The sequence below is a fragment of the Candidatus Methylopumilus planktonicus genome (assembly GCF_000981505.1).
GTDB classification, from domain to species: domain Bacteria; phylum Pseudomonadota; class Gammaproteobacteria; order Burkholderiales; family Methylophilaceae; genus Methylopumilus; species Methylopumilus planktonicus.
The window spans coordinates 770887-791202 of the sequence record NZ_LN827929.1 but is presented as its reverse complement, the minus strand read 5'-3'; the positions used below and the strand labels follow the sequence as shown (position 1 = coordinate 791202).

The 20316-nt window shown below is 36.0% G+C and carries 15 protein-coding genes and 1 tRNA gene; 10 read left to right on the top strand and 6 right to left on the bottom strand.

The window, feature by feature from the left end; genetic code table 11:
- Positions 1–3 precede the first annotated feature (3 nt).
- Positions 4–549, bottom strand: coding sequence for a hypothetical protein (locus BN1208_RS04255; RefSeq protein ID WP_046488204.1), 546 nt, complete (start codon positions 547–549; stop codon positions 4–6).
- Between the two features lie 57 nt (positions 550–606).
- Here BN1208_RS04255 and BN1208_RS04250 point away from each other — a divergent pair, with 57 nt between their 5' ends.
- The gene (locus BN1208_RS04250; RefSeq protein WP_046488202.1) at positions 607–1134 is read left to right on the top strand and encodes a glutathione peroxidase; all 528 of its coding nucleotides are present in this window, start codon (positions 607–609) and stop codon (positions 1132–1134) included.
- 6 nt (positions 1135–1140) lie between these two features.
- Here BN1208_RS04250 and BN1208_RS04245 read toward each other — a convergent pair whose 3' ends face one another.
- Both BN1208_RS04245 and ppsA read right to left on the bottom strand, forming a co-directional pair.
- Positions 1141–1956, bottom strand: coding sequence for a pyruvate, water dikinase regulatory protein (locus tag BN1208_RS04245; protein WP_046488200.1), 816 nt, complete (start codon positions 1954–1956; stop codon positions 1141–1143).
- The gene (gene ppsA, locus BN1208_RS04240) at positions 1956–4319 is read right to left on the bottom strand and encodes a phosphoenolpyruvate synthase (protein WP_082092835.1); all 2364 of its coding nucleotides are present in this window, start codon (positions 4317–4319) and stop codon (positions 1956–1958) included. Before ppsA ends, BN1208_RS04245 begins: the two co-directional genes overlap by 1 nt.
- A gap of 473 nt (positions 4320–4792) precedes the next feature.
- On the opposite strand from ppsA, the gene tal reads away from it, so the two are divergent.
- The 4 genes from tal (at position 4793) to BN1208_RS04220 (ending at position 8663) form a co-directional block, all read left to right on the top strand.
- Positions 4793–5743, top strand: coding sequence for a transaldolase (gene tal / locus BN1208_RS04235; protein ID WP_046488198.1), 951 nt, complete (start codon positions 4793–4795; stop codon positions 5741–5743).
- Positions 5744–5911: 168 nt separating this feature from the next.
- Complete coding sequence (gene hxlA, locus BN1208_RS04230) at positions 5912–6544, top strand: 3-hexulose-6-phosphate synthase (RefSeq protein WP_028818081.1); 633 nt, start codon at positions 5912–5914, stop codon at positions 6542–6544.
- Between the two features lie 102 nt (positions 6545–6646).
- Entirely contained in the window at positions 6647–7180 is a 534-nt protein-coding gene (gene hxlB, locus BN1208_RS04225; protein ID WP_046488194.1) for a 6-phospho-3-hexuloisomerase, read from the top strand.
- Between the two features lie 100 nt (positions 7181–7280).
- The gene (locus BN1208_RS04220) at positions 7281–8663 is read left to right on the top strand and encodes an anthranilate synthase component I family protein (protein WP_046488191.1); all 1383 of its coding nucleotides are present in this window, start codon (positions 7281–7283) and stop codon (positions 8661–8663) included.
- A gap of 1 nt (position 8664) precedes the next feature.
- Here the strand turns inward: BN1208_RS04220 and BN1208_RS04215 are convergent, their stop codons facing one another.
- From BN1208_RS04215 to BN1208_RS04205, 3 genes are read right to left on the bottom strand one after another with little or no spacing between them, the layout of a single operon-like run.
- Complete coding sequence (locus BN1208_RS04215) at positions 8665–11751, bottom strand: efflux RND transporter permease subunit (protein ID WP_046488189.1); 3087 nt, start codon at positions 11749–11751, stop codon at positions 8665–8667.
- Between the two features lie 6 nt (positions 11752–11757).
- Positions 11758–12831, bottom strand: coding sequence for an efflux RND transporter periplasmic adaptor subunit (locus BN1208_RS04210; RefSeq protein WP_046488186.1), 1074 nt, complete (start codon positions 12829–12831; stop codon positions 11758–11760).
- Positions 12821–14248, bottom strand: coding sequence for a TolC family protein (locus tag BN1208_RS04205; RefSeq protein ID WP_046488185.1), 1428 nt, complete (start codon positions 14246–14248; stop codon positions 12821–12823). The genes BN1208_RS04210 and BN1208_RS04205 overlap by 11 nt, the downstream gene beginning before the upstream one ends.
- A gap of 166 nt (positions 14249–14414) precedes the next feature.
- Between BN1208_RS04205 and BN1208_RS04200 the strand changes: the two genes are divergently transcribed.
- The 5 genes from BN1208_RS04200 (at position 14415) to lon (ending at position 20256) form a co-directional block, all read left to right on the top strand.
- Positions 14415–14499, top strand: a tRNA-Leu gene (locus tag BN1208_RS04200).
- A gap of 28 nt (positions 14500–14527) precedes the next feature.
- Positions 14528–15841, top strand: a complete 1314-nt coding sequence (gene tig / locus BN1208_RS04195; RefSeq protein WP_046488182.1) for a trigger factor — start codon at positions 14528–14530, stop codon at positions 15839–15841.
- A gap of 2 nt (positions 15842–15843) precedes the next feature.
- A complete protein-coding gene (gene clpP / locus BN1208_RS04190; protein WP_046488180.1) occupies positions 15844–16461 on the top strand; it encodes an ATP-dependent Clp endopeptidase proteolytic subunit ClpP in 618 nt (205 codons plus the stop codon).
- Between the two features lie 12 nt (positions 16462–16473).
- Positions 16474–17754, top strand: coding sequence for an ATP-dependent Clp protease ATP-binding subunit ClpX (gene clpX, locus BN1208_RS04185; protein WP_046488178.1), 1281 nt, complete (start codon positions 16474–16476; stop codon positions 17752–17754).
- Between the two features lie 84 nt (positions 17755–17838).
- Positions 17839–20256 carry an endopeptidase La gene (lon, locus tag BN1208_RS04180; RefSeq protein ID WP_046488177.1) on the top strand — a complete coding sequence of 806 codons (2418 nt, stop codon included), beginning with the start codon at positions 17839–17841 and terminating at the stop codon, positions 20254–20256.
- Positions 20257–20316 lie beyond the last annotated feature (60 nt).

Here is a 20316-nt window from a genome sequence, read left to right as displayed (position 1 = left end):
ATCTTAGTCTAGCATTAGGCAAAAAGTACCTTCTATTCCCTTTGATGTTTTATCATTAAGGATAAGATTAGTCTCAGTATCGTTTTTGATTTGTTCATCGAGAGCTAATAAAAGTTTTTTATAAAGCTTATCAACAGGTACCTCATACAAAACAGTTAGGATACCGCTTAACTCATCTTCTACTTTTATTGTTTTTATGATTTTTCCATCTTGATTATAAATTTTTGCTTTGAGAGTACCATAATAGGTAGTCATGATTGGGTTGAAAAAAATATGTGGCTCTAGAGACAGAATCAAATTTCCATAATTCCCCTTTTCACACCATGCACTATTAGGCAATCCTGATAAAGCAGATTTTTTTAAAATTGAAGCCTGTTGAACCCAATATCCGGTGTAGCTCCTAGTACCTCTTAAACGAATTGGATGCTTATCAAAGCTCTCATTGATATAAATCAGATAATTGTAATTAGTATTAGCCTTTACTTCGGATGTTATGGTTTGAGTAGCTAAAGTAAAGAAAATTATTAAGGCGAATAGAATTTTAAACATTTTTGAATTAAGTTAGGAATATAATGTCAATTGATTTTAATTTTTGAGATTAGTTTCATGAAAACATTTTTATTATTATTTTTTTGGATAATACCAGCCATGACTTATGCCGCCTGCCCCCCTCTATACAACCATCAGTTTAATACACTTCAAGGTGAAAAAATTAATTTATGTGATTACCAATCGAAGCCTATTTTAGTCGTCAATACTGCAAGTAAGTGCGGATTTACTCCCCAATTTAATGCGCTAGAGGCGCTTTATAAGAAATATAATGATAAAGGTTTGTTAGTTATTGGATTTCCTTCAAATGACTTTAATCAAGAATTAAGTACTGACAAGGAAGTGAGAGATTTTTGTAAGTTAACCTACGCAGTAGATTTTCCTATGACAACAAAATCAAGTGTAACAGGAAAAAATGCAAACCCTTTTTATCAGGAACTGATTCAAACTTCGGGTCAAATGCCTCAATGGAATTTTTTCAAATATTTAATATTACCTCAAGGGAAAAAAGTCTTTGCTTTTTCGAGCGCTGTTAACCCTGACTCACCCGAGATACTAGACAAAATTAAGGCAGAATTAAAGTAATACGTTTTAAGTATTCGGTTGGCGAATTTTTTGTAGGATGATAGCTGATAGCTCTTCGACTGAGCGTGTGGTCGAATCTGCCCAAGGTATGCCTGCTCGCTTCATAAGATTTTCACAATCAGTAATTTCTTTTCTGCAGTTATCAAGCGAAGCATATGTACTATTTGGGCGTCTTTCACTTCGAAGGCTACATAAGCGATCTGCTTGTATTGTTAGCCCGAAAATTTTATCAATATAACCTTCTAAAATAGGCGGCAGCGCTTTTCTTTCAAAATCTTCAGGCGTTAGGGGATAGTTTGCGGCTTTAATACCAAATTGCATCGCGAGATAAATACTTGTCGGTGTTTTGCCTGATCTTGATACGCCCACTAAAATGACATTGGCTTGATTTAAACCATTATGTGTCATGCCGTCATCGTGGCCTAATGCAAAATTAATTGCTTCCATTCTGTCTGAATAAATAGCGCCTGAAATACTATGTGCTACACCCGGTCGTGTCAGTGGTTCTTCTTGTAATTCAACACCTAAAGGTTCAATAAATGAATCAAAAAGGTCGATGTAGTAAGCATCAACTTCTTTAAGTTCAGCGCGAAGTTTTTGGTTACCAATCGACATGATGACAATCGGTCTTTGCCCATTTTCCATTCTTGCATTGACGATACGTTTTTGCGCATCATCCACTTTAGCGTCGGAATCAGTAAATGGAATTCTAATTTGCGTGAATTGTGTTTCTGGAAAGTGTGCTAAAAGTTGGCCTAATGCGCCAGCTGTAATGCCTGTTCCATCTGAGATAAAGAACGCTGTTCTTTTTTGTTGTGACATTATTTTTGGCTAATACGTTTCCAGGTACTGATCACTGTATCAGGATTGAGTGACATAGATGAAATACCTTCTTTAACAAGCCATTCAGCAAAGTCGGGATGATCTGATGGACCTTGGCCACAGATCCCGATATATTTCTTTGTTTTTTTAGCGGCTTTAATTGCCATTTGAATTAATAATTTTACTGCATCATTTCTTTCATCAAAACCATCCGCCAAAATACCAGAGTCGCGATCGGTGCCCAATGTTAGTTGAGTTAAATCATTTGATCCAATTGAGAATCCATCAAAGTATTCAAGGAATGCTTCAGCTAAGATCGCGTTAGAAGGTACTTCGCACATCATAATTAAACGAAGTCCGTGCTCCCCGCGTTTAAGTCCGTTTGCTGCCATGATTGATGTCACTTCTTTTGCTTCTTCCAGTGTTCTCACAAATGGAATCATGATTTCTACATTTGTTAAGCCTAATGTTTCACGTACCTTTTTCATAGCTTGGCATTCCATGACGAAACACTCTTTAAAATCTTCTGACATATAACGTGCTGCACCTCTAAAACCGATCATTGGATTTTCTTCATCTGGCTCGTAAATATCTCCACCTACTAATTTTTTATACTCATTCGATTTGAAGTCAGAGGTTCTTACGATCACGGGTTTGGGGTAAAACGCTGCTGCAATCGTTGCAACACCCTCAGCCACTTTATCGATATAAAATTGTTTAGGATTAGCATAGCCGCGCGCACGATGTGCTATTTGTTTTTGAATATCTTGCGGCATGGCGGCATAATTTAAAATGGCTTTAGGGTGAATCCCAATCATATTATTAATCACAAATTCTAGACGTGCTAAACCTACGCCATCATTTGGTGTTTGAGCAAACGTAAATGCCATATCTGGATTGCCAACATTCATCATAATTTTGACTGGAGGAGTAGAAAGGACAGTTTCTTTTTCTGTATTCACCTCATATTCAAGGGCACCTTGAAAAACAAATCCAGTTTCACCTTCTGAACAACATACGGTGACAATCTCACCTTCCTGAAGAAGCTCAGTTGCATCGACACTCCCTACAATAGCTGGAATACCAAGTTCGCGCGCAATGATCGCAGCATGGCATGTGCGACCACCTCGGTTAGTAACAAGTGCTGAAGCTCTTTTCATCACAGGCTCCCAATTGGGATCAGTCATATCTGCGACCAGGACATCACCAGGTTGCACGGAATGCATTTCAGATGGATCTTTCACAATGCGAACAGGACCAACACCAATTTTTTGAGTGACCGCACGTCCAGCAACAATGGCCTTGCCAGTTCCCTTTAATTTAAAAACTTCAATTGCGTTTTTTGATTGAGACTTTACGGTTTCAGGTCTTGCCTGGAGGATATAAATTTTTCCATCTAAACCATTTCTACCCCATTCAATATCCATAGGACATCCATAATGAGATTCAATAGTGACAGCATATTGAGCAAGCTCTAGAATATCTTGATCGTTTAAGCTAAACGAATCACTTTCTTTAGGATCTACATCAATCGTATGTGTACTTTTTCCAGCTTGTGTTGCGTCACTAAAAACCATTTTAATTTTTTTAGATCCAATGGAGCGTCTGACGATTGCTGGTTTACCTTCTTTTAAAAGAGGTTTGAAGACGTAAAATTCGTCTGGATTAACAGCCCCCTGAACAACCGTTTCACCTAAACCATAAGAGGCGGTGATAAATACAACATCTTTAAATCCCGACTCGGTGTCGATCGTAAACATTACACCTGAGCAGCTAATATCACTTCTTACCATCTGTTGCACGCCTGCTGAAATTGCAACATCAGCATGCACGAAACCTTTATGTACGCGATATGAAATAGCGCGATCATTATAGAGTGACGCAAAAACTTCTTTGATCGCATGTTTAATATTTTCTACACCATGGATATTTAAAAAACTTTCTTGCTGGCCTGCAAAGGAGGCATCAGGTAAGTCTTCTGCGGTGGCAGAAGATCTCACTGCGAAAGTCATTCCTTCTGCAGAATTCTTTGTGAGTCGTGTGTAGTTTTCTTCAATGGCTTTTTCTAAAGAAGACGGGAAGGGTGTGTCAATAATCCATTGCCTTACTTTTTTTCCGCTAATTGCGAGCGCAGAAGTATCGTCTGTATTTAATGTTTTAAGTTCGTTAGCAATCTTTTCGTCAAGCGCGTTATGGGCTAAAAATTCTCTAAATGCATGCGCTGTGGTTGCGAATCCAGTAGGCACTCGAACACCTTTAGCATGAAGTTGAGAAATCATTTCACCTAGAGATGCATTCTTCCCTCCAACAGACCCAACATCTGTATTTCGAAGATTTTCTAGTGGAATGACATGTGCTGACATAAAGGCCCTTAGGTTAGTAACTTGAAGAACTTAGAATTTAATTTTTAGTAATGGTGTTTTAGTTTAATTGGTTTTTAGGGCAAAGACGGTTAACTTCAAAAATCTTTAATGTGAGGCGTCATAAAAAGACGTCATTTTGCCAAATTAACACCTTATTGTCATCTGAATCCTCATCCTAATGTTTTGGTTTAATGTGTTGGCGATTGTGGAGGGTGGAAAAGGGTATAAAACTAAGCGTCATATTATAAAAAATGTTGCTAAATATACTTAAAGTGTATCTAAAAAGCATTAAAATCTGTTAATTTTCATTAAAATGTAATATTCACATTTATTTTTATGAAGAAATGCTAGGTTTACTCCAAAATTAGTGATTTAAAGCGTAAAACATGTTTTGAAATCTTAGGATTGAGAGTCAATTCATATATAATTTACGATCCGATTTCAAAGACATCATTTTTTGGAGATTTAAAGCAATGGCAACATTATTAGAGCAATTAAAAGGCATGACAACGATCGTTGCAGACACAGGTGACGTGGAAGCAATTAAAACAGTAAAACCTTATGACGCAACCACTAACCCATCTTTGTTATTAAAAGCAAGTACGCTCCCTCAATGTGAGCCTATGATTAAGGAAGCTATTGCATACGCCAAATCTAAAAGCAGCAACAAAGCTCAGCAAGTTGAAGATGCAGCTGACAAGTTAGCTGTGCTTGTAGGGCTTGAAATCCTAAAACACATTCCCGGCCGTATTTCTACTGAAGTAGATGCGCGCTTATCTTTTAATATTGATGCGATGGTTAAAAAGGGTAGAAAATTAATTGGTCTTTACGATGAAGCTGGTGTTAAAAAAGATCGCGTACTTATTAAATTGGCTTCCACATGGGAAGGGATTAAAGCAGGCGAGATTTTAGAAAAAGAAGGCATTAACTGTAACTTAACACTTCTTTTTGGTTTCGGACAAGCTCGCGCATGCGCTGAGGCTGGCGTATTCCTTATTTCCCCATTTGTGGGACGAATCCTTGATTGGTATAAAGCTAAAACTGGCAATACTTACACATCAGAAGAAGATCCAGGCGTTATATCTGTTCGTAAAATTTACGCTTATTACAAAGAGCATGGATATAAAACAGTCGTAATGGGTGCCTCTTTTAGAAATATTGGTGAAATTACAGCACTAGCTGGTTGTGATCGTTTAACAATTGCACCTAATCTTCTTCAAGAGCTTGAAGCAACACAGGGAGATTTACCACGGTTACTCAAAGACGGCGGTGCTTCAAAATCAGCCCCAGCTAAAATGACTGAAGATGAATTCCGCTTTGTATTAAACGAAGATGCGATGGCAACTGAGAAACTTTCAGAAGGTATTCGTGGTTTCGTAGTTGATCAAAACAAACTCGAAACAGCTTTAAACGAAAAACTATAAGCCATTTATTGTCATAAAAATGACCTTAAATGACTATAGAGTGAGCAGGGTTGATTATTGACACAAAATGATTAGCCCTATATGATCAGTTTCCTGCTTCATGAAGTTCAAACTTCCTTTTAGCAACGAACTATTTTAGAAAACTTGTAATAAATACGGAGAAAAACCATGGCTTTAACACAAATGGCATTAGATTCACTAGATTTTGACGCAACAGTTGCATTAGCAGCTAAAGTTGCTCCACACGTAGACATTCTTGAAATTGGTACACCATGCATTAAGCATAACGGTATCAAGCTTCTTGAAACATTAAAAGCTAAATTCCCAAAGAACCAAATCCTTGTTGACTTAAAAACAATGGATGCAGGTGAGTATGAGTCTGAGCCATTCTATAAAGCTGGTGCAGATATCTGTACAGTTCTTGGCGCTTCAGGCATCGCTACAATCAAGGGCGTAGTTGCTGCTGCTAAGAAATATGGTAAAGAAGTTCAAGTTGACATGATCAACGTTGCAAACAAAGAAGCTTTAACAAAAGAATGTGTTGCTGCAGGCGTTCAAATTATCGGTGTTCACACTGGTCTTGATGCACAAGCTGCTGGTCACACACCTTTTGCTGACTTAGCTATGATTGCTGGTTTAAAAACTGGCGTTAAAATTTCAGTTGCTGGCGGTGTAAAAGCTGCTACAACTCAGCAAGTTAAAGATGCTGGTGCATCTATTATTGTTGCTGGTGCTGCAATTTACGGCGCTGCTGATCCAGCTGCTGCTGCTGCAGAAATCACAAAAATTGCTCATGGATAATTGTTAAGAAACAATTATTGATGAACTAAATCAAGTCCCGACTTAGCAATGAGTCGGGATTTTTTTTATAGGTTGTTTATTTTTAAATAAAAAGGGTTCAACATGCATCAAAAATTACTATTAGATAAAATTACAAGCGTTTTAGCAGTCACTGAACAAAGTAATGCGGCTAAGCTTCTCAAGCACATAGATGAAGCAGGCCGTATTTTTGTAGGTGGTGCTGGACGATCAGGACTTGTTTCGCGCTTTTTTGCAATGCGTCTTGTGCATAGCGGCTATCAAGTTAATATGGTGGGTGAAATTGTGACGCCAGCAATTAAAGCAGGTGATCTATTTTTAGTGATTTCAGGTTCTGGAGGCACAAAAACACTGTTGCCGCTTCTTGAAACTGCTAAATCAAAAGGCGCTAAGATTGTCGTGATTTCTATGAAAAATAAATCTCCTATGTCGGATATGGCAGAGTTAACTGTGCAAATTGGTAATGATGATTCTTTCGGTCTTACTAATGGAATGCCTATGGGCACTTCATTTGAATTATCTACACTGATCTATCTTGAAGCAGTTATTTCAGAATTAATTCACACTAAAGGATTGACAGAAGAAGGTATGCGAGCAATTCACGCAAACTTAGAGTAAATCCTCGTATGGTATTAAATAATTAAGGGCGCTTTATGCGCCCTTAATTATTTAATCAGCATATAATTTCATATCATTAAGTTTAAAAACTCAACAGCCGTTGAATAATACACATCTCATTTCTTTGCCTTATTTTTCAGATAGCTCCATTTACTTTGAGGCTATTGCTAACGACCCATGGTCTTTTTATCTAGATAGTGGCATTCATAATGATTTAGATGAAAATATTTCAGACAAATCTAGGTACGACATAATAGTAAGCGATCCCTTTATAAAAATTGTTGCAGATGAAAATACCGTATGCATTGAAGAAAATAATCAAAAAGAGACTCTCAAGGAAAATGCTTTTGATGTTTTAGAAAAAATTCTCACTCGATTTAAAGTTCAGGATTCTTCATTGCCTTTCACTGGCGGTGCCTTAGGTTACTTCTCCTATGAGTTAGGACAGTCACATATTAAGATTAATAAAGATCATATTGGTATCCCTCTGATGATGGCTGGTATATATGACTGGGCCTTGATTGTAGATCACCAAGAAAAAAAAACATGGATTGCATCTCATTTTCAAAATAAAGATACAGAGAATAATTTGGAAGAGATTGTTGAAAAGTTTAGAAATGCAAAACCTAAAAATCAAATATTTAAAATTCATTCATCTATCGAACCACTCTTAGACTATAAATCTTATGAAGGAATTGTTAATAAAATTTTAGGATTCATAAAAGCAGGTGATGCCTACCAAATTAATATATCCAATAAATATTATGCTCAATGTGAAGGAGATAGCTGGACTGGATATAAAAAATTAAGGGAAATTAATCGCTCACCTTTTATGGCTTATTTGCATTATGAAGATTTTGATATTTTATGTGGATCACCTGAGCGATTTATTCACTCAAGTCTAGGTCGTGTTGAAACAAGGCCAATTAAAGGCACTGAGCCAAGAGACTCAAATCATATAATAGATAAAAAAAATGCAGAGCGTTTACTTAGCAGCGAAAAAAATCGGGCAGAAAATTTAATGATTGTTGATTTATTGCGAAATGATCTTAGTAAAAACTGTATGACAGGAAGTATTCATGTTAAAGCACTATGTGAGCTGATGTCGTATAGCAATGTGCACCATTTGGAGAGTATTGTTGAAGGAACACTAAAAGCTGACTCATCTTTAACAAAGCTACTTAAAGATTCTTTTCCTGGCGGATCAATTACTGGAACCCCGAAAATAAGGTCGATGGAAATCATTGATGAATTAGAACCACATAGACGAGATGTATATTGTGGCTCAATAGGTTACATCGGATTTAATCATAAAATGGATACTAATATTGCAATTCGTACTTTGATTAAAAAAGATAATAAAATTCATTTTTATTCAGGCGGTGGCATAGTTGCCCAATCTGATGCAAAAAGTGAATTTGAAGAAATGGCTTACAAAGCTTCTAATATTAAAAAGTGGATTGATTTTTTTAAAGAAAAGTAATTTATTCTTCTTTTTCGAATTTTCCAAAATGCAACATAATGCTCGGCAGTATTAAAAGATTCAATATAGTAGATGTCACAAGGCCACCTACAATAATACTAGCCATCGGCCCTTCGATCTCTTTGCCTGGTTCACCACTTCCTAGGGCTAATGGGAGTAAACCTAATGCAGTTACAATAGCGGTCATCAAAATAGAAGGCAATCTTTCAGAAGCACCTTTTATACAAGTTTCCAAATTCCAGATGCGATTTTCGATGTTAATTAAATGCTGGTAGTGAGATATCAACATAATTGAATTTCGTAAGGTAATCCCAAAAAGCGTTACAAATCCTACAATTGAGCCGATAGAAATCCATCCCGCATTGAAGGTAACAGCAAACACACCTCCAATTAATGCAAAAGGAAGATTAAATAATGTAAGTAATAAATTCCTTAAATTTCCAAAAGCGATATAAAGCAACAGGAGGATGCCTGCACCTGCTATAACTGAATGAACTATAAGTTCTTCTTGTGATTTTGTATTTGCTTGGGCTTCACCTGTGATTTCATAGTAGTTACCTTGATTTAACTTAAGCTTGTTAAGCTCACTTTTTAAATCATTATTAAAGTCATTAATATCTCTTTCACCAATATCGGCTGTAATAGTTTGAATACGCTTTCCGCCCTGATGAAGAATTTTGGATCTTCCATTTTCTTGAGCTATATAAGCAACTTGACCCAGTTCAACAATTTTTCCATCTGCTGCCATGATAGGTAATTTTTGAATATCTGTAATATCGTCCCGAAAGTTTTTGTTTAGAATAATAGAAATATTTACTTTTGCATTTCCCTCGTATACTTGAGCTACTGGAAGTCCTTCAAACGCAGCTCGAATTGCATTTAGCAGATCAGTCTTTTGAATGCCCCACTGACTCAATTTTTCAGATAAAAAATGTATCGTAATTTGTGGTGTGCCAGCAGGAGATACTATATTGATATTTTTTGCACCCTTAATAGAAGCTAGAGCAGATGATATTTTCTGGGTATCTTGGTCAATAGTATCAAGATTTGTACCAAAAATATTTACTACTACCGAGGAGTAGTACCCTGAAATCGTTTCTTCAATTCGCTCTGTTAGGAATGTGTTAATAGCAAAATTAAGTCCTACATAGTTATTATTTTGTGTTAAGTTTTCAATCTGTCCCAAGATCTTATCTTGTGTTGGCCCATCTGAATTTTTAAGTTCGATTTCAAATTCACTGTAATGTGTCCCAAACGTATCAGCCCCCATTGGTGATCTGCCTACCCATTGAGCAACAGATTTTACTTCAGGTATTTCACGAATTTTTTTACTAATTTCATTTCCAATACGCAATGATTCTTTTTCTGAGGTTCCAGGAAGGGTAGTCATATGCATAATGAAATGACCTTCATGAAGAGGAGGGATAAATTGTGTTTTAAACAATGGCACAAGAGAAAAGCCAATCAATATGAAAGTAAATGTAAATAACGTAATTGCCGTTGATTTCTTTTCAATCAAGTAAAGTGTCTTAATATACCTAGCCTTTAAATAAGACATCATTGGTGATTCAGACGATTTGAATTTTTGTTTCCCAAGCAGCAGATAAGACAAAGCCGGCGTTACTGTAAGCGCGACTACCAGTGAGGCTAATATAGAAAAAATATAAGCCAAACCAAGCGGTCCAAAAAGTTTTCCAGCAACGCCATTTAAAGAAAGAAGGGGGAGAAAAACTGTTACAACAATCATTGTGGCATATACAACGGAACTTCTTACTTCCATTGAGGCATCATAAACGACCTTTGCAATAGGCAATGGATTTGCTAATTTAAGATTTTCTTTTAGTCGTCTAAAGATATTTTCTGAATCAATTATAGCGTCATCAACAACTTCCCCGAGAGCAATGGCGAGACCACTTAAAACCATAATATTTAAACCAAGATTAAAATAGCTTAAAACAATAATTGCACTTAGAAGTGAAAGTGGTATTGCTGTTGCCGATATAAAAGCCGTTCTTAGGTTAAATAAAAATAAAAATAAAATTATAATAACAAGCAATGAGCCAATTAATATATCAAGACGAACGCCCTTTATCGAAGCATCGATAAAATTTGCAGGCCTAAATAATTCGGGGTTGATTTGAATGTCTTGCTCAAGAAGTGATGGTTTCATATCTAAAACTGCTGCCTCAATTAGCTGGGTAAGTTTATAAGTGTCAGAACCCAACTGGCCTTGGACAGATAAATAAATTCCTTCCTCACCATTGATTGATGCTGCGCTGATTGTTGGGACTGACCCTTCTTTGATCACAGCTAGATCTTTAAGATAAATGATCTGATTTTTATTAGTAATTACAGGTGTTTTACCAATATCTTCTAAAGATTTAGATTGGCCTTCCGTATTAACAATAATTCTTTGATTACTATTTTCAATGAAACCTGCCCCTCTTACCCCCGAAGACTTGCTAGCTGCATTAATAATTTGTTCAATTGAAATATTTGATTGAATCAATTTTTCTGGCTGGATTTCAATTTGATATTGTTTCACTTTGCCACCAAATATATTTACATCTGCAACGCCTCGGATTGACAAGAGATGAGGAATAATTACTCGATCAGTCACTGTCCTAATTTCAGTTAAAGATTTTGTTTTTGATGTAATTCCAATACCCAAAACTGATGATGCTGCCGATGTTAGTGGTGTTATTTTAGGGATAATACCTTGTGGCATGATGCTTGTGATTGATGCAAGTCTTTCAGAGATCACTTGCCGATTTCTAAATATATCAGTCCGCTCATCAAAAATGATAGTGATGACAGATAGCCCGGGTATGGATTGAGATCTTATTGTCTCAATGCCAATAGTTCCTCCTAAATTTTTCTCAATAGGAAGGGTAACAAGCGATTCTACTAAATCAGATGAAAGACCTGGAGATTCCGTTTGAATAATTACTTGGTTGGGGGAGAATTCAGGAAAAACATTTAAAGGACTTCTGGTAATTTGATATAGCCCAAATATGATAGCGATCACTGCAAGGCCTATGATGACGCCTGTATATCTTATTGAAAACTTTACAATAGACGACATCATATTAATTTAGTCATTGTTTTCATTTTTTATTTGATATTTAAATTCTTCTGAGAGCAAGAGTTGAGCGCCATTAATTACGATTAGGTCGTTTTCTTTGATATGATTTTCTTCAACAATCCAACCATTCGGACTTTCAGTATTGGTTTCAATAGATTTACGGAAAAATTTATTTTCACTTGATTGCAAATAAACCCATGCTTGTCCAGAGTTCCAAACTACTGCTTCTTTTGGAATTGCTAAATACTTTCCAGAATCAGAAGATAAACTATCTTGCACTTGACTAGCAATTACTTTTGAATCAATTCTTAATTGATTACTGTAAACAATATAAAAGTAAGTTTTTCCCTTAATCGATTTATCTAAAGTGGGTGATTCTGCTAGATAGTTTGCTAAAAATTTTTCATTTAGATTGTCGATTAAAGCTAAGCTAATATTTTTTGGAGGTTGATCATTAGCATTCTCAGATAATGTTACCTTTACAATCCGCGCTTTTCCTTGAACGAGAAAATCAAATAATTCTTTTCTTGCGCCAACATCAATCATAGATAATATTATTTCACCCCATTGAGCCCTGATATTTTGCTTAATTCCAGTTATAAGTTCTTGAGTAGCCTGTAATTTTATTTTTGTATTGTCAAAATTAACTTTCATTTCTTGTAATGCTTTATCTGATATATTTTTATTGTCATCGTTAAGCGCTTTAAATCTTTCGTAATTTTTTTTATCCCTATCTAATTCATTCGATAAGAGGCTTATTTGATTTTTAATTTCATTAAATCTATTTTTTTGTTCAATCAATAAGTCAATACTAAGCACAGTTGCATAATTTGTAAGGTTCTTTATATAAGTTGAAGATTGGACAGGTTGGATCTTTATTCCGCTATTAGACTGTATTTCAGAACTAAGAGTTATATAGCTCACTCCATTAGCTGTCTTTAATAAACTTTGTGCATTTTTTGAATTATCTGTATTCGGTTTTATGTTATTAAATTCATCTCGACCGAAATAAGTTAGTAGCCATACTAGAATTAAAATTAGTATTACTTGGATAACAAGAAAAGTATTCAGTTTATTTTTCATTATTTTTCTTGTTGTTTAGGGGTTCTTGTAAAAGCGCTTCAAAGTCAAAACCTATTTTCATTAATGTAATTTTATTTGTATAAAATCTTCGTTTGTATTGCATAGTTATTAATTTTTGCTGGGTTAATTCAATTCGATCAATTTCACCTTGATTAAATTTACTTTCAATTGAATTTTCCAGCTCATTTGCTGCTGATAGGTCTTCAGTATCTTTCCTAACCATATCTTTAGCATTTATATAATTATCTCTTAGTTTTGCTAATTCATTGACGATTGACGTTTGGATTCTTTCCACTTGTAGGTTTTCAATATCTCTTAGTTTTTTTGCTTCTTCAACGAGGTTTTTATTTTTTTCGACTGTTGGAATTATTGAAGTTATGCCGAGAAGCCATTTGCTGGATCCGTAATCAAAAATATAGGCAGGCGAAAATCTAATATCAGGATATTGATTTGCAATATTTAATTTGAGTTGCGATTCTGAAACCGCATATTTTGCTAAGGCTATTCTTAAATCAATACGATTAAACAGGCCAAGATTGATAATATCCTGTTGTTTTGTTTCATCATCAAGTATTTTGCTAAAGCCCTCAATATTTTGATCAAAATTTATATTGGCAACTCGCATCGTATTAAATTTTTCTGCTGAAATGCCTAAGATTGAGGCTAATTTTGATTTTGTATCATTAAGTTGGTATTGCTCCTCATTTAACTTTTGTATATTTTTATTCAGTTCAATTTGATTAAAATTACTATCGATTGATGAACTTAGCCCAAGCGACTTTCTTTTTTTTAGCATATTTAAAATTTCACTTTGCAGTTTTATTTCACTCCTTACTATTTGAAGATTGAGGAGGTGTTGATGGTAGCGAATAAAATTTAAAGTGAGATCTGATTTAATATCCCATGCTAGCTTTCTTAGTTCTAGCCGTTTGATCAATGACTGATTTCTTGCTTTCTCTTCTCTAATTTTAGCCTTGTCGGCTGTTTCAAATAATGTGATTAAAGTGAGGCCAAAAGCATCTCTTGAGCTTTCTTTGACCCCTGTGGTTTGTCTGCCACCCTCAAAGCCTATAGAAGAGGGTGCTTTAATTGGGGCGATTATTTCTTGAATTTTGGCAACATCCCATTCTTTCTTTGCAATTTCAATTCTTGGGTTAAAAAAAAGTGCGCAAAGCATAAGCTCTCTAAGTCCCCATTCTTTAATTGAAAGGTTATCTTCTTTAAACCCTTGAACTCTTAAAAACTCTTTAAATTTTGGATCTTCAGGGTCTTTTGTAGTGATTTTTTCAATAACTTCTTGATTAGCAATAGGTTTAGTCTCGTAACTGTTAAAATTGCAGCCCGATAGACTAATCGCAACAAAACATACAAAAAATAGGCTAGGGAAAAATTGCAATATAAGGGCTCGAGTTTTCAATTTGAATCTTTTAGGTTTGTAGCGTAATAGTTTCTAATAATTTATGACATCTTAAATCAAAATATCTACGTATTTCATTGATTCATTGAATTATTCCTTTTAGATAAAGACTAAATTGTTATAAAATAGAGCTAAATTTTTGTTATATATAACTTTTTTAATCATCGCGAGAGTGGCGGAATTGGTAGACGCACTGGATTTAGGTTCCAGCGCCGCAAGGCGTGAGAGTTCGAGTCTCTCCTTTCGCACCACAGATATGAATTTTAGGGAATTTTAAGTATGGCTACAGCAGTTGAAACATTAAGTAATTTAGAAAGACGTATAACCGTTAAGGTGCCTGTCGAACCTCTTCAACAAGAAATGTCGAGTCGTTTTCAACGCTTAACTCGAACAGCAAAAGTGCCTGGTTTTAGGCCCGGTAAAGCACCTTTAAAGATGATTGAGCAGCAATATGGCCCGCAAGTCAAAGAAGAAGTCTTTGCTGAAGCTATTGAGACTTCATTCGGCCAAGCCATTGAAGAAAATAAACTACGCGTTGTTGGCATGCCTAATATTCAACATAAACCTCTTAATCAAGTCAAAGAAGATTTTGAATATACAGCGACATTCGAGGTATTCCCTGAAGTTACTTTAGGTGACTTTAAAGCTATCTCAATTGATAAGCCTGAAGCTCAAATTACCGATAAAGATGTTAACAAAACTATCGATGTCCTTCTTAAACAAAGATCCCAATTTATAGAGTCTAAAGAAGCTTCCGCTAAAGGCGATCGACTTACTTTAACTTTAACCTCCTTTATAAATGACAAACAAGTTGAAACGACAGGCGATAAACCGATTCAGATTATCTTAGGTGATGACTCTCGCTTTGCGATTTTTGATGACCATCTTGTAGGTGAAAAAGCAGGTGAGTCCAAAACATTTGAAGTGAATTACCCAGAAACGCATAACCCTAAAGAATTAGCAGGAAAAACAGTTCAATATAATGTGAATTTTATTGTAGTTGCAAAACCTAAGCTTCCTGAAGTTAATTCTCAGTTTGCTCAATCTCTTGGTGTTCTTGATGGCAATGTAGATCAAATGCGTGATGAAATTAAACAAAGCCTAGAGCAAGAACTTGATAAAAGAGTAAAAATTAAATTAAAAGAACAGGTTTTCACTCAGTTATTAGAGGTCTGTAATGCAGACTTACCTAAAGCACTGATTAATCTTGAAATCAATCGCATGGCTCAATCCACTTACGCTAATTTAAAACAGCGTGGTGCTGATTTAAAACAATTTAAGCTAGATCCTTCAATGTTTGAAGAGCAAGCAAAAAAAACATGCAAGCTCAGGCTAGTTCTCGCTGAAATTGTTGTTAAAAATAATTTGCGCGCATCTGCAGATCAAATTAAAGCTATGGTCAATGAGTTTGCACTTAATTTTGATGATACAGAAGAAGCTGTTCAATGGTTTTATGCTGAACCTTCAAGACTTGAAGAGCCAACAGCACTTGCAACTGAAGTCAATGTTGTTGAATGGTTTATCACGCAATGTAAAGTGCAGAACAAAAAAACAACATTCGATGAGCTTATGACGGGGCCAGCTCCAGCTTAATCATGGCTTATACATCCCCAAATAATTTAGGCTATGTGCCTATGGTCATTGAGCAAAGCGGCCGAGGTGAGCGGGCTTACGATATATATTCGCGACTCTTAAGAGAGCGTGTTATTTTTCTAGTAGGGCCAGTAGATGATATGACAGCAAATGTTATTGTTGCCCAGTTACTTTTTCTCGAAGCAGATAATCCTGATAAAGACATCTCTTTATATATCAATTCACCAGGCGGCTCTGTCACCGCTGGGATGGCTATTTATGACACAATGCAATTTATCAAGCCTGACGTAAGCACTTTATGTATCGGACAAGCCGCCAGCATGGGAGCGCTATTACTTGCGGCCGGGGAAAAAGGAAAACGTTTCTGCTTACCCAATTCTCGCGTAATGATTCATCAGCCTTTAGGTGGATTCCAAGGGCAAGCATCAGACATAGAAATTCACGCAAAAGAAATTTTATTTTTAAAAGAAAAGCTAAATCAAATCTTAGCAACCCATACTGGCCAAACACTTAAAAAAATTGCTGCTGATACTGATAGAGATAACTTCTTAAGCGCCGAGCAATCTGTAGATTATGGTATGGTAGACCAAGTTATTTCGAAGAGATCCCAAGTCATTTGATCCTATCTATTTATGGCCACTAAAAGCGATAACGAAAAATTACTCTATTGCTCATTCTGCGGCAAAAGTCAGCACGAAGTAAAAAAACTAATTGCAGGCCCTTCAGTATTCATCTGTGATGAGTGTGTTGATTTATGCAATGACATTATTAAAGAAGAAGTTAAGAGCCCTTCGAAAGAAGCTAAAGACCACGATCAGCTCCCCACTCCTAAAGAAATTTGTGATCAACTTGATGAGCATGTCATAGGACAAACAAGCGCTAAAAGAACTTTAGCTGTGGCTGTTTACAATCATTACAAAAGACTTAGAGATAGTAATTCTGAGATAGATATTGAACACAAAGATGTTGAAATTTCAAAAAGTAATATTCTTCTTATTGGTCCCACGGGCTCTGGTAAAACACTTTTAGCACAAACGCTCGCAAAATTACTTGATGTTCCTTTTGTGATGGCAGATGCTACAACGCTTACTGAAGCTGGTTATGTTGGCGAAGATGTTGAAAACATCATGCAAAAATTATTACAAAAATGTGATTACGATATTGAAAAAGCTCAAAGGGGAATTGTATATATTGATGAAGTCGATAAGATTTCAAGAAAATCTGAAAACCCTTCAATCACAAGAGACGTTTCAGGAGAGGGTGTCCAGCAAGCGCTTTTAAAACTTATCGAAGGTACTGTCGCTTCAGTTCCGCCTCAGGGTGGCCGCAAACATCCAAATCAAGAATTTGTTCAGCTTGACACTACAAATATTCTATTTATTTGTGGCGGTGCTTTTGATGGGCTAGAAAAAATTATTAAACAAAGGTCTGAAAAAGGCGGCATTGGTTTTGGGGCTCAAGTAAATAGCAAAGCAGATGCTAAAGTGATCGGCGATGTCATTAAAGATGTCGAACCAGAAGATTTAATAAAATTTGGTTTAATTCCTGAATTTATAGGAAGGCTTCCTGTTGTTGCAACTCTTGAATCTTTAAGTGAAGATGCTCTAGTGCAGATTCTTACTGAGCCGAGAAATGCCTTAACCAAACAGTACATTAAACTTTTCGCTATGGAACACGTATCGCTAGAATTTAGAACTTCAGCACTAAGGTTAATCGCCAAAAAAGCGTTAGAAAGAAAGACGGGCGCGCGGGGTCTTCGCTCAATTATGGAGCATGTTTTATTAGATACCATGTACGAATTACCCTCCATTAAGAATCTCGAAAAGGTTGTCATTGATGATGGTGTGATTGAACAATCAAGCAAACCTATACTCTTATTCTCAGAAAAGAAACAAGTTTCAGGAAAAAAATAAGCTTCGTAGTTGGTCAGTAAGGCCTTGAAATATTATAAACTGACCCAATGTTCTAGATTAATTAACGCTTATGAAAGCATCCTAATGGCTCAAGAAATTAAATTTAAAGACCCCCAGCAAGATTTCATGCCCCTTTTGCCTTTAAGGGATGTAGTTGTTTACCCTCATCTTGTGATCCCACTTTTTGTTGGACGTACGAAATCTGTAAAAGCTTTGGAAATTGCATCTGATAAAGATAAAAAAATAATCTTAGTAGCTCAAAAATCTGCAAGTAAAGATGAGCCTGATGCCAAAGATCTTTACGAGTATGGCACCGTAGCATCTATTCTCCAGATGCTTAAATTACCTGATGGTACTGTGAAGGTTTTAGTTGAAGGTTTAAGCCGCGTAAAAATTAAGGAAGTGCTTGATCAAGAAGCTTGTTTCGTTGCTCGATTCGATGAGATCAATATCCCTGAACCTAAAGATAAAGAATCATTAGCATTAATGAGAACGGTTTTCTCACAATTTGATCAATACGTTAAATTAAATAAAAAAATTCCTCCTGAAATCTTAACCTCTCTTGCTGCTATTACAGACCCTGGCAGATTAGCAGATATGATCGCAGCGCATCTCACGTTAAAACTAGAAGAGAAACAAACGATTTTAGAGACATTGAAAATTAAAAATCGCTTAGATCATCTTTTGAAGATCATGGAGTCTGAAATTGATATTCTTCAAGTCGAAAAAAGAATTCGTGGTCGCGTTAAGCGCCAAATGGAAAAAAGCCAAAGGGAATACTATCTTAACGAACAAGTCAAAGCCATTCAGAAAGAATTAGGCGAGCAAGATGAAGGTGTAGATTTAGACGAACTTGAGAAACGTATCCAAGAATCTGGTATGTCAAAAGAGGCTCTTGATAAAGCCACTTCTGAATTTAAAAAATTGAAAATGATGACGCCCATGTCGGCTGAAGCATCAGTAGTTAGAAACTACATTGATACATTAATAGGATTACCGTGGCAGAAAAAAACTAAAATTAGTCGCGAATTGGCGCTTGCAGAAAAGATCTTGGATGAAGATCACTACGGCCTCGAAAAAGTCAAAGAGCGTATTATTGAATATCTCGCAGTCCAACAGCGAGTTGATAAACTCAAAGCGCCTATTTTATGTCTGGTAGGCCCCCCAGGAGTTGGAAAAACTTCTCTAGGACAAAGCATTGCTAAAGCTGTAAATCGTAAATTTATTCGTATGGCTCTAGGTGGTGTAAGAGACGAATCTGAGATTCGCGGTCATCGAAGAACTTATATTGGCTCGATGCCTGGTAAAGTTTTACAAAGCATGACTAAAGCAGGAGTGACTAACCCATTATTCTTACTAGATGAAGTGGATAAAATGGGTCAAGATTACCGAGGTGATCCGGCTTCAGCGCTTTTAGAGGTCTTGGATCCTGAGCAGAATCACACTTTTACAGATCATTATGTAGAAGTTGAATACGATTTATCTGATGTGATGTTTGTGGCTACTGCTAACTCAATGAATATTCCTGAACCACTTTTGGATCGCATGGAAATTATTCGTTTGTCGGGTTATACGGAAGCAGAAAAGCTTAATATTGCGATGCATTATTTATTACCTAAACAACTTAAAATGCATGGTTTAAAAAAATCTGAAATTAGCATTACCGCTAAAGTTGTAAGAGAGATTATTCAATATTATTCTAGAGAAGCGGGCGTTAGAAAATTAGAACAAGAAATCGCCAAAATATGTCGAAAAGCAGTGAAAGAGTTATTGAGCAAAAAATCTCTTAAAAAAGTTATTGTAAATAGCAAGAATCTAGAGGCTTATCTAGGCGTTAAAGTCTATGACATTGGTCTTGCTTCAAAGAAAAACCAAATAGGTCAAGTCACAGGGCTCGCTTGGACTCAGGTAGGCGGGGAATTATTGACTATTGAAGCTGTGGTTTTACAAGGCAAAGGAAAAACAATCATTACTGGTAAATTAGGCGAGGTCATGCAGGAGTCTATTCATGCTGCCATGAGTGTTGTAAGAAGCCGCGCTAAAAAACTAGGTATAACTGAAAATTTTTACGAAAAAAATGATATTCATATTCATTTACCCGAAGGCGCAACACCTAAAGACGGTCCAAGTGCTGGTATAGGCATTACTTTAGCAATTGTATCGGCTTTAACCAATATTTCAGTGCGTGCTGATGTTGCTATGACAGGGGAAATAACCTTAAGAGGTGAAGTTTTACCAATTGGCGGCCTAAAAGAGAAGTTGCTTGCAGCTCATAGGGGAGGCATTAAAACTGTTCTTATTCCTGAGCAAAATGTAAAAGATTTAACTGAAATTTCTGATGAAGTTAAAAATGCCTTAGATATCCATCCTGTACGTTGGATTGATGAAGTTTTAGAGCTTGCTTTGACTAAAATGCCAAAAAATATAGCTACAAAGGACCAAAAATCCACTCCTGTGCCTCATAAGAACGCCAGCACTATTACAAAATCCATTACACATTAGCGTAAACCTAGCGTTGGTAAGGACTATGTTGTAAAATAGCCGCCTTACTAATGAGTGTGC